General features: G+C 47.2%; 10 protein-coding genes, 4 tRNA genes and 1 pseudogene. 13 read left to right on the top strand and 2 right to left on the bottom strand.

The window, feature by feature from the left end; translation table 11 throughout:
* From LDL40_RS11485 to LDL40_RS11460, 6 genes and pseudogenes are all read left to right on the top strand, one after another.
* Positions 1-299 (top strand): DHHA1 domain-containing protein (locus LDL40_RS11485; protein ID WP_300995515.1); only part of this gene is annotated, 299 nt, incomplete at its 5' end.
* 6 nt (positions 300-305) lie between these two features.
* Positions 306-1,484 (top strand): annotated as a pseudogene (locus LDL40_RS11480) (aspartate kinase); the annotation flags it as partial.
* A gap of 145 nt (positions 1,485-1,629) precedes the next feature.
* Complete coding sequence (gene csrA / locus LDL40_RS11475; RefSeq protein ID WP_008897327.1) at positions 1,630-1,833, top strand: carbon storage regulator CsrA; 204 nt, start codon at positions 1,630-1,632, stop codon at positions 1,831-1,833.
* Between the two features lie 158 nt (positions 1,834-1,991).
* Positions 1,992-2,081 (top strand) — tRNA-Ser (locus LDL40_RS11470).
* An 18-nt stretch (positions 2,082-2,099) separates the two neighbouring features.
* Positions 2,100-2,176, top strand: a tRNA-Arg gene (locus LDL40_RS11465).
* 41 nt (positions 2,177-2,217) lie between these two features.
* Positions 2,218-2,294, top strand: a tRNA-Arg gene (locus LDL40_RS11460).
* Positions 2,295-2,513: 219 nt separating this feature from the next.
* Here the strand turns inward: LDL40_RS11460 and LDL40_RS11455 are convergent.
* Entirely contained in the window at positions 2,514-2,930 is a 417-nt protein-coding gene (locus LDL40_RS11455; RefSeq protein ID WP_300995513.1) for a CBS domain-containing protein, read from the bottom strand.
* 228 nt (positions 2,931-3,158) lie between these two features.
* Between LDL40_RS11455 and LDL40_RS11450 the strand changes: the two genes are divergently transcribed.
* The 7 genes from LDL40_RS11450 to LDL40_RS11420 all read left to right on the top strand — a co-directional run bounded on the left by LDL40_RS11450 (position 3,159) and on the right by LDL40_RS11420 (position 9,225).
* Positions 3,159-3,235 (top strand) — tRNA-Trp (locus LDL40_RS11450).
* Positions 3,236-3,247: 12 nt separating this feature from the next.
* Positions 3,248-3,643 carry a hypothetical protein gene (locus LDL40_RS11445; protein ID WP_300995512.1) on the top strand — a complete coding sequence of 132 codons (396 nt, stop codon included), beginning with the start codon at positions 3,248-3,250 and terminating at the stop codon, positions 3,641-3,643.
* Between the two features lie 3 nt (positions 3,644-3,646).
* Positions 3,647-4,093, top strand: coding sequence for a ribosomal protein S18-alanine N-acetyltransferase (gene rimI / locus LDL40_RS11440; protein WP_300995511.1), 447 nt, complete (start codon positions 3,647-3,649; stop codon positions 4,091-4,093).
* Between the two features lie 286 nt (positions 4,094-4,379).
* Positions 4,380-5,966: a peptide chain release factor 3 gene (prfC, locus tag LDL40_RS11435; RefSeq protein WP_300995510.1), complete on the top strand. Its 1,587-nt coding sequence runs from the start codon at positions 4,380-4,382 to the stop codon at positions 5,964-5,966.
* Positions 5,967-6,002: 36 nt separating this feature from the next.
* Complete coding sequence (gene argS, locus LDL40_RS11430; RefSeq protein WP_300995509.1) at positions 6,003-7,742, top strand: arginine--tRNA ligase; 1,740 nt, start codon at positions 6,003-6,005, stop codon at positions 7,740-7,742.
* 53 nt (positions 7,743-7,795) lie between these two features.
* A complete protein-coding gene (gene pdxH, locus LDL40_RS11425) occupies positions 7,796-8,434 on the top strand; it encodes a pyridoxamine 5'-phosphate oxidase (RefSeq protein WP_300995508.1) in 639 nt (212 codons plus the stop codon).
* Positions 8,425-9,225, top strand: a complete 801-nt coding sequence (locus LDL40_RS11420; protein WP_300995507.1) for a TatD family hydrolase — start codon at positions 8,425-8,427, stop codon at positions 9,223-9,225. Before pdxH ends, LDL40_RS11420 begins: the two co-directional genes overlap by 10 nt.
* On the opposite strand, the gene LDL40_RS11415 is transcribed toward LDL40_RS11420, so the two are convergent.
* A complete protein-coding gene (locus LDL40_RS11415; protein WP_300995506.1) occupies positions 9,222-9,836 on the bottom strand; it encodes a hypothetical protein in 615 nt (204 codons plus the stop codon). The two genes, LDL40_RS11420 and LDL40_RS11415, sit on opposite strands and share 4 nt — an antisense overlap.
* Positions 9,837-10,000: the final 164 nt, after the last annotated feature.

Below are 10,000 nucleotides of genomic sequence, written 5' to 3'. Positions count from 1 at the left end.
AACTGAAAGGTGCTGATCCAAAAGCCTTCCGTACTATGGTCGATGAGCTGAAAAACAAATTAGGTTCAGGCATTTTGTTACTGGCCACAGCAACTGATGGCAAAGTTAGTTTAATTGCAGGCGTCACCTCTGATTTAACTGCAAAAGTTCAGGCTGGTCAGCTGATTGGCTGGGCTGCAGAGCAAGTAGGGGGCAAAGGCGGTGGTAAGCCTGATTTAGCTCAGGCAGGTGGCACTGATGTGGGCGCTTTACCTGGCGTGCTCAAAGCTGCTGCCGACTATATTGCGGCTAAGCTGTAACGCTCAGTGGCTTTATATGTACAAAAATTCGGGGGTACCTCAGTAGGTACCCCCGAACGTATCGAAGCTGTGGCAGAGCAGGTGATTCAAACTGTGCATGCCGGTCATAAAGTAGTGGTGGTGGTGTCTGCTATGGCAGGAGAAACCAACAGGCTGCTTGGGCTGGCGCATCAGATTGACAGCCGTCCTGCGACCCGGGAACTGGATATGCTCGCCGCCAGCGGTGAACAGGTCAGTATAGCTTTACTGGCGATGGCGCTGATTAAACGCGGTCATCCGGCTGTGTCATTACTGGCTGACCAGATCGGTATTCTGACTGACAATAAATTCAGCCGCGCCCGCATTTTATCTGTAGGCACAGAACGTTTGTGGCAGGAGCTGGAGCAGGGCCATATTGTCATAGCTGCAGGTTTTCAGGGCAGAGATATCGAAGGCAATATCACGACTTTAGGCCGCGGTGGTTCTGACACCACAGCAGTGGCTTTAGCTGCGGCCTTAAAAGCCGACGAGTGTCAGATATTTACTGATGTCGACGGTATTTACAGTATGGACCCGCGAGTATGTGCAGATGCATTCCGACTGCCTTATGTCGATGCCTCCAGTATGCTCGAGCTAGCCAGTCTGGGGGCTAAAGTACTGCATTCCCGCTCTGTCGAATATGCAGCTATGCATCAGGTGCCGGTACGGGTGTTATCCAGCTTCAGGCCCGATCAGGGAACTTTAGTGTGTTATGAGGACCAGAGCATGAGTGTACCAGCGGTAACAGGACTGGCCTGCCAGACCGGTGAAGTTTGGCTGGAGCTGAATGATGTAAGTCAGGATCAGCACATAGCTTTACTGAAGGAGTTTTCCCGTTTAGCTATCGAGACCGATATGTTAAGGGTGGAATATACGCATTCCGGTTTAGTGCAGATGCAGTTCAGTTTGAACCAAAATGATCTGAGCACTGTAGAAGATATTTGTAATGAACTGAAAAAGAACAAAAATTTTACGCTGCAAAGCAGGAAGTCTTTGGGCAAGTTATCTATAGTAGGGATAGGGCTGAAATCAAATCCTGCCATTACAGCGACAGTATTTGAACAATTGCAGCTTTTAGCCGTTCAGGCAGTGGCAGTGAGTTGTGCCGAAATTAAATTATCTATTGTGTTACCAGAAGCTGAATTGAATAAAGTAGCTGTCGCTTTACATTCTGCCTTATTGGGTTCAGTTAATTAATTTCAAGGTTTTCATAAATTTGTCAGCTGAGTTATCATAAGACAGACAGGTATGCGCAGTATGCTTAAGACAAGCGTTACCATTGGAAGCTGGGATCATACAAAAGGAGCAAAGAATGCTTATTTTAACGCGTCGTGTTGGTGAGACACTGATGATTGGTGATGAAGTCACAGTCACGGTTTTAGGCGTCAAAGGAAATCAGGTTCGCATTGGTGTAAATGCGCCAAAAGAAGTTTCAGTACACAGAGAAGAAATTTACATGCGGATTCAGGCTGAAAAAGGCACTCCAGGTGGCTTTAGCGGCGATGACGATCAATAAGTTATAACTGTTGCCACTTTTAGAAATTGTATATTTTTAACCCTTTGTAGCGAATAATTAGTCGAATTGTTTAAAAGGTCAGCAAACGCGCTTTCCAGCTCCAAAAATTGTTTGACTTATTTTCCTGAGACATTAATATACACGCCGCAACGTAGTGCGGAGAAGTGGCCGAGTGGCTGAAGGCGCACCCCTGCTAAGGGTGTATAGGGGAAACTCTATCGAGGGTTCGAATCCCTCCTTCTCCGCCAGTTGTACTGTTAAGAATTGGATGCATAGCTCAGCTGGATAGAGTACTCGGCTACGAACCGAGCGGTCGGAGGTTCGAATCCTCCTGCGTCCACCACTTAACTACAACAGCGATTTGCGAGAAAGAAAGTACCAGATGGATGCATAGCTCAGCTGGATAGAGTACTCGGCTACGAACCGAGCGGTCGGAGGTTCGAATCCTCCTGCGTCCACCACAACTAAACCTGCTAAGTGCGGGTTTTTTTGTTTTTAAAATTCAGTCAAACAGATCGGCAATGGTGGACACAGGCGGATGAGATCCTCCGCAAGGTTCGACAAAATCGCCGGGAGCGATTTTGGACGAGCGAAGCTCGGCCCGCAGGGCAAGTGGCAGGACGCCACTTGCAATCCTCCTGCAGCGAACTATTCACTTCAGCAGTTTAAGATTGCAAACCCTAAGCCGCCCGTTCCCCGCCATAACAGTCTCCAAGCGAAGCCTCCAGCGCTCTCACTACCTGACCTCTATTCAGTACCCCTACCACCACACCATTCTCCAGTACAGGCAACTGGTGCAGATGCAGGCTGGTAAAGATCACTGCTGCATCCACCACGCTATCAGACGTCAGCACTGTGACCACCTTTTTACTCATCACTTGAGCTATGGTGTTGTGCAGGCTGCAGAAATAGCTGGCGTGTAACATAGCGGTTAAACAGTCTTGCTCAGACAAATAACCCACCAGTTGCTGTTCTTTATTGAATACAGGAGCGCCGGTCAGGTTAAACTGTCTTAGTTGCTGCACAGCCTCAACTATCGTATCGTCTTGTTGCAGGCGCGGAAATTCTCGCTGAAATATATCTTTTACTGTGCTCATGATTAATCTCCTTTGAGTGAATGACCACAGCATAAGCTTGCGAAATACTTCGATGAAAACGAAATAATAAGCTTGTCATCATCGAATTTTACGATTGAAAAATAGACTGCTAAGCAAATATGGGGCCTTAGAGGAATGAAACGTATGTTTTGTGTGCAGTTAAATCAGTGCCAACAGATTTTTGCTTTACCTTTGAACCCTGTTTTGTATAATGGCGCCTCCAACGCTAGGGGCATAGTTCCAATTGGTAGAACAGCGGTCTCCAAAACCGATGGTTGGGGGTTCGAATCCCTCTGCCCCTGCCACTTCATTTTGATATGAATTCTTTATCATCTAAGCAGCAACTGCTGCACTTACTCCAGATACAACCACTTGAATTACATCAAGAGTTTTCTGCTTTGGCCAAAACGCCTGAAGCTGATATCGCGCTGCAGGCTGAACCTGAAACCGATGTAGCTGCTGTAGCTGAAGTGATTGAGGCCGCAGTGCCAGTGTCTATTGATTCCTACTCAGAACCTGATCCGGAGCTGACCTTCTCTAAAGACATTTTTGCGGCGATCAATGAGTATCAACCTGATCTGCAGTGGCGGTTAGACCCAAGCAGTACTGAACCTATGTTGCAGAACGGACTCTTAGTAACACCTTCGATTGAATTATTGCAGTCAGCCCAGCAGAAAAAGCTGCTCTGGTTGTGCCTCCAGCAAGAGAGCTGAACCATGCCGTTACTACGTAGTGCCACCCTTGCCGATATTCCGGCTATGCTTCAGATAGAACAAAGTGCTAATAGCCATCCCTGGTCTGAAGGTACCTTCAACACCTGCTTTAGTGAACGTTATTTTAATGCAGTGCTGCTGGATGATAATGACGATATTCTGGGGTTTTATATAGGCGAGAAAGTCGCTGTAGAAGCCAGTTTATTTAATATTGGCGTGGCGCCAAAAGCCCAGGGCAAAGGTTATGGCCAGCAGTTGCTGCAGCACTTTATTGCTCAGGCTCAGGATTTAGAAGCACTGGATTGTTGGCTGGAAGTTCGCCAATCCAATAGGAACGCTATCAAACTCTATGAAAAATGTGGGTTTATTCAAACCGGTTTACGCCCTAGTTATTACCCAACAGCGACAGGCCGTGAAGACGCCATTTTAATGGCTTTACCCTTAGGCTAAGGCTCAATTCACAGCTCCGACAGATAATTTCCCCACCTTAAGTGGCTAAATTCTGTGCCTATGCTCTGCTTGCTGCTATAATCGCGCGAAATTTCCCTGCAAACACCCGTCGTACTTGAAGCTACAGCTTTGTTGGCGTCGTTCGCTCGCCCCAATCACATAGTGTATCTATGTTCATGGGGTCTCGTTCGCTAGCCGTCGCGCTGTAACTGCAATTACTTAGGGCGTGACTCACTTTGCCTTTTGGCTATGTTGTGGGCTTCGTTTATTGATCAAGTTGGATGGCATGACTACCGAACTGTTTTTAGAAGAAATTAACAAACGCCGCACTTTTGCGATTATCTCTCACCCTGATGCCGGTAAAACCACCATCACTGAAAAAGTCTTGTTGTTTGGACAGTTGATCCAAAAGGCCGGTACGGTTAAAGGTAAAAAGTCGGGCCAGTATGCGACGTCCGACTGGATGGAAATGGAGAAAGAGCGGGGCATCTCGGTCACGACTTCGGTGATGCAGTTCCCTTACGCTGACTGTTTGGTCAACCTGCTGGATACGCCGGGCCACGAAGACTTTTCGGAAGATACTTACCGTACTTTAACGGCAGTGGATTCCTGTTTAATGGTGATTGACGGTGCCAAAGGTGTTGAAGACCGTACCATTAAACTGATGGAAGTTACCCGTTTACGTGACACTCCTATTGTCACCTTTATGAACAAAATGGACCGCGATATCCGGGATCCTATAGATTTGTTAGATGAAGTCGAAAATGTATTAAAAATCGCCTGTGCCCCTATTACCTGGCCAATAGCTTCGGGTAAAGAGTTCAAAGGTGTTTATCACATCTACCGTGACGAAGTGATTTTATACAAATCAGGTATGGGCCATACCATTCAGGAACTGGATGTGATTAAAGGCATCAATAACCCTGAACTGGATAAAAGAGTGGGCTATTACGCTGGTCAGTTGCGCGAAGAAATGGAACTGGTCAAAGGCGCAAGCCACGAGTTTGATTTAGAGCTGTTCCGCAAAGGTGAGCTGACCCCGGTATTTTTTGGTACAGCCTTAGGTAACTTTGGTGTGGATCATATGCTGGACGGTTTAACCGAATGGGCGCCTGCGCCTCAGCATCGTGCCACTACCACTCGTGTTGTTGAACCATCTGAATCAGCCTTCACAGGTTTTGTCTTTAAAATTCAGGCTAATATGGACCCGAAACACCGCGACCGGGTGGCCTTTTTACGTATCTGCTCAGGTAAATATGAAAAGGGCATGAAAATGCACCATGTACGTATTGGCAAAGACATGCTGGTACCGCAGGCATTAACCTTTTTAGCCGGTGATCGAGAACACGTGGAAGAAGCTTACCCTGGCGATATCATAGGTTTGCATAACCACGGCACTATTCAGATCGGTGATACCTTTACCTCTGGCGAGAAGTTTAACTTCACAGGTATTCCAAACTTTGCGCCTGAATTATTCCGCCGTATCCGTTTGCGTGACCCGTTAAAACAAAAGCAGTTACTCAAAGGTTTAGTGCAGTTATCAGAAGAAGGCGCCGTGCAGGTGTTCCGTCCGCTGGATAACAACGACTTGATCGTAGGTGCCGTGGGTGTGCTGCAGTTTGACGTGGTGGTGCATCGCTTGAAATCTGAGTACAGCGTCGATGCGATTTACGAAAGTGTCAACGTCACCACAGCGCGTTGGGTGTATAGCGATGATCATAAAGCCATGACTGAATTAAAGAGCAAGGCTAGTACCAACCTGGCGCTGGACGGTGGCGATAACCTGACCTATCTGGCACCTACTATGGTGAACCTGAATTTGTCGATGGAGCGTTATCCGAAGATCAAATTCCATAAGACCCGTGAACATTAATTCAGGCACTCGTTAATTCAGGCATAAAGGTTTGTTATGAATATCAAAGAATTATTATCTGCAAAAACTCAGGCCGCTATGGTAGCTCTGGGTTTGCCTGCTGACACCAATACAGCGGTTACCATCAGCACTAAAGTTGAATTTGGTGATTACCAAATTAACGGTGCTATGGCTGCTGCCAAGTTATTAAAAACCAATCCCCGTGCTTTAGCCGAGCAGCTGGTGCAACAGCTGGACTTAGCCGATATGGCTGAGAAAGTAGAAATTGCAGGCCCTGGTTTTATTAACGTCACCTTACGTAAAGACTGGTTAGCTGCACAGTTGGTGGGCGCTTCACAAAACCCACGTTTAACCTTAAGCGCAAATCCGGCCCCGCAAACTGTGGTCGTGGATTACTCAGCGCCCAACCTGGCCAAAGAGATGCACGTTGGTCATTTACGCTCCACTATTATTGGCGATGCCGTAGTGCGCTGTCTGGAGTTCTGGGGCGATAAAGTCATTCGTCAGAACCATATGGGCGACTGGGGTACGCAGTTTGGTATGTTGATTGCGCATCTGGAAGACAAGCTGGCGGCTGGTATCGACCTGGAGCAAGTGGCTTTAGCTGATTTAGAAGACTTCTACCGCGAAGCGAAAAAACGTTTTGACGATGAAGCAGGTTTTGCCGATAAGTCGCGTGACTATGTAGTGAAACTACAAAGTGGCGACGCGCATTGCCAGAAGTTGTGGCAGCTGTTTATCGATACCTCCATTAAGCATAGTGACGAAGTGTATAAGACCCTGAAAGTTACTTTAGGTCATGAACATATCAAGCCTGAAAGTGCTTATAACGCTATGCTGCAGCCTATAGTCGATGGCTTAAAGCAGCAGGGGTTAGCAGTAGAAAGTGAAGGCGCTTTAGTGGTATTTTTGCAAGAACTGGCAGATAAAGAAGGCAACCCTTCGCCATTTATCGTGCAAAAAACCGGTGGTGGTTTCCTGTACGCCACTACAGATTTAGCAGCCTGTCAGTACCGTAGTTTTGATTTGGCTGCCGATCGTATCGTGATTTTTACCGACGCCCGTCAGGCGCTGCACTTTAAACAAGTGGAATTAGTGGCCCGTAAAGCCGGTTTGCTCAAAGATCATGTGGCTTATGATCATTGCCCCTTTGGCACTATGATGGGTGAAGACGGTAAGCCGTTTAAAACCCGTACCGGTGGCACTGTCAAACTGGCTGAATTGTTAGAAGAAGCTGTAGTGCGAGCCAAGGCCGTGGTCGAGCAAAAATCCACTGACTTAAGCGCTGAAGAAATGGCGGAAGTAGCGCGTAAAGTGGGTATAGGTGCAGTGAAGTTTGCTGACTTATCAAAAAACCGCACCAGCGATTACGTCTTTAGCTGGGATGCGATGTTAAGTTTTGAAGGTGCCACAGCGCCTTACCTGCAATACGCTTATACCCGTGTCAGCGGTATTTTGCGTCGTGCTGGTATCAACGAGAGCTTTGTGGCTCCGCTGCAACTGGTGGAAGAGCAGGAAAAGCAGTTAGCAGTCAAACTGTTACGCTTAGAAGAAACCTTACAAGCCGTGATGAAAGATGCTGTGCCTAACCTGTTGTGTAACTATTTATACGAGTTATCCAGCCAGTTTATGAGTTTCTACGAAGCATGCCCTATTTTAAAAGAAGGCATTGAACCAGACCTGAAAAACAGCCGTTTAATGCTCAGTATTCTGGTGGCCAGTACCTTAAAACAAGGCTTAGACTTATTAGGTATTGAGGTCATGGAGCGGATGTAATCCGCTTCACGCCAGATATCCCCTTTAGATCTTCGCTGTGCAAGGACAAACTGATGAAAATTGCTGATATTCGCCGCAGCTACACTATGGATAAACTGGATCTGGATAAGCTTAATGCCGATCCTTTCCTGCAGTTTGAAGCCTGGTTAAAAGATGCTGTAGCTGCCGAGTTACCGGATCCCACCGCTATGTGTGTTGCTACAGTGGATGCATCAGGCCAGCCTTCACAACGTCTGGTATTGCTTAAAGATGTCAGCAGTCAGGGGTTTGTGTTTTACACCAACTTAGGCAGCCGTAAGGCCTCTGAGCTGGAACATAACCCTAAGGTCTGTCTGCATTTTCCATGGCATCCACTGGAGCGTCAGGTGATTGTTTATGGCACGGCAGAGCGGGTTCCGACCAGTCAGGTGATGAGTTACTTCTTATCCAGGCCTAAAGAAAGTCAGCTGGCGGCCTGGGCTTCAGAGCAAAGCCGTCCTGTGTCGACCCGCCAAGTGTTGATGCAAAAATTTGCTGAAATTAAACATAAATTTGAGCACGGTGAAGTACCTGTGCCTTCATTCTGGGGCGGCTTTTTAGTCAAACCACATCAGATTGAATTCTGGCAAGGAGGCGAGCACAGGCTACATGACCGCTTTATGTACAAGCAGCAACCAGACAGCAGCTGGGCCATAGAGCGTTTATGCCCATAGTCCTACCTTCACAGGCCGCCGATACGCGGCCTGTATTATTTGATAGCCACTGCCATCTGGATTTACCAGAGTTATTGCCTGATCTGGAGCTGCATTTGGCCAACGCCAAAGCTGTGGGCGTTGAAAGCTTTTTAGTGCCAGCAGTGCAATCGTCCGCCTGGTTGCCTTTGCTGGAATTGCAGCTGCGTTATGGCTTTTACATTGCCTTGGGTGTGCATCCCTGGTGGGCCAGCCAATCAGAGCTTAAGGCTTTATCCGGGCTTGAGGCTTTAGCAGCTCTGCCAGAGGTCTGTGCTATAGGTGAAATAGGGCTGGATTTTGCGCTGGATGAACAAAGTTTTGCTTTGCAACGCAAGTGTTTTGAGCTGCAGTTACAGCTGGCAGCCAAACTGAAAAAACCTGTGATTTTGCACCATCGCAAATCACAGAATGAATTACTGCAGATCATTAAACAGCAGCAATTTAGCCAAGGCGGTATATTGCATGCGTTTTCCGGTAGCTTTACGCAAGGCAAAGCCTTTATTGATAGGGGCTTTAAGCTCGGGATTGGCGGTACTATTACTTACGATCGCGCAGAGAAAACCCGCAAGGCAGTAAAACAGTTTCCGTTGGACGCTTTAGTGCTGGAAACCGATTCTCCTTCGATGCCACTAAATGGTTTTCAGGGCGAAATCAATACACCAGCCCAGTTGCCTTTGGTACTAAAAGAGCTAGCTGAATTAAGAGGTGAAGAGCCTCAGCATATTGCCCAGGTGATGTTTAATACGACAATTCAGTTGTTCCCAAGCTAAAGCAAATTCGCGGCATCTGCCTGTTTGCCTTTACGCCATTTTTGCCACTGATGGGTGATTTTGCTCCAGGTGCCGCGCAGCATAAAAGCCACCACTCCTGAGAGTAATAACATCCAAAATACCTGCCGCATCAGTTGCTGCCATGCCTGAGTGACTGGCAATAAGCTGGCATCCAGTTTCATGCTGATTTTGATATAGCCTATCACCCGGCCTTGTTGGGTGATTTCCTGCACCATAGCCAGCAGGGCCTGTTCATGTTGTGGCGCATACAGCAGCTGCGCCGCTGCAGTGCCTTCTGAGGCGGATAACTTTACGCCATTGGCATCATAAACTACGACGTCCTGTAAATAAGGTGTGGCGGCAATATGAGTAGTAAGCTGATTTAAGCTTTCCAGTTGGTCGTTATCAATCAGATAAGCAGCGGTATGAGACAACGCGACTAGCGTTGATCGCATCAATTCAGCACTTTGTTGCTGGAACAAAAGTTCGCCTTGCTGGTTGCTGTTCCACCACCATTGAGAAAGCACCCAAATTCCAAGCAAGGCCAACATAAGTTGGGCCAACCTGAAGTACTTTGAGTTTTTGTTGTGCTGATATCCGCTTAATTGCATTAATTTGCCTGATTTTTACACTGACAATGGCTTAAAAATGTCGGTAGAATGCCACGGCATCAGAACGAAGTACAGGTGGCCCTTTGAGCTTTTATTATAAGATTGACCCAAAATCCTTTGCTGACAATAGTTTAATCCAATGGTTAACAGCACAAGGCCGAGTA

Source organism: Rheinheimera sp. (assembly GCF_020217005.1).
Lineage (GTDB): Bacteria > Pseudomonadota > Gammaproteobacteria > Enterobacterales > Alteromonadaceae > Pararheinheimera.
Note: the sequence above shows the minus strand (reverse complement) of the source record. Positions and strands in the feature narration are given on the sequence as shown.

What these genes read in the sequence shown, in the direction of transcription:
- rimI (WP_300995511.1), top strand. Translation starts at nt 3,647, where the DNA reads ATGCCGTTACTACGTAGTGCCACCCTTGCCGATATTCCGGCTATGCTT.
- LDL40_RS11445 (WP_300995512.1), top strand. Translation starts at nt 3,248, where the DNA reads ATGAATTCTTTATCATCTAAGCAGCAACTGCTGCACTTACTCCAGATA.
- csrA (WP_008897327.1), top strand. Translation starts at nt 1,630, where the DNA reads ATGCTTATTTTAACGCGTCGTGTTGGTGAGACACTGATGATTGGTGAT.
- pdxH (WP_300995508.1), top strand. Translation starts at nt 7,796, where the DNA reads ATGAAAATTGCTGATATTCGCCGCAGCTACACTATGGATAAACTGGAT.
- prfC (WP_300995510.1), top strand. Translation starts at nt 4,380, where the DNA reads ATGACTACCGAACTGTTTTTAGAAGAAATTAACAAACGCCGCACTTTT.
- argS (WP_300995509.1), top strand. Translation starts at nt 6,003, where the DNA reads ATGAATATCAAAGAATTATTATCTGCAAAAACTCAGGCCGCTATGGTA.
- LDL40_RS11415 (WP_300995506.1), bottom strand. Translation starts at nt 9,836, where the DNA reads ATGCAATTAAGCGGATATCAGCACAACAAAAACTCAAAGTACTTCAGG.
- LDL40_RS11420 (WP_300995507.1), top strand. Translation starts at nt 8,425, where the DNA reads ATGCCCATAGTCCTACCTTCACAGGCCGCCGATACGCGGCCTGTATTA.
- LDL40_RS11455 (WP_300995513.1), bottom strand. Translation starts at nt 2,930, where the DNA reads ATGAGCACAGTAAAAGATATATTTCAGCGAGAATTTCCGCGCCTGCAA.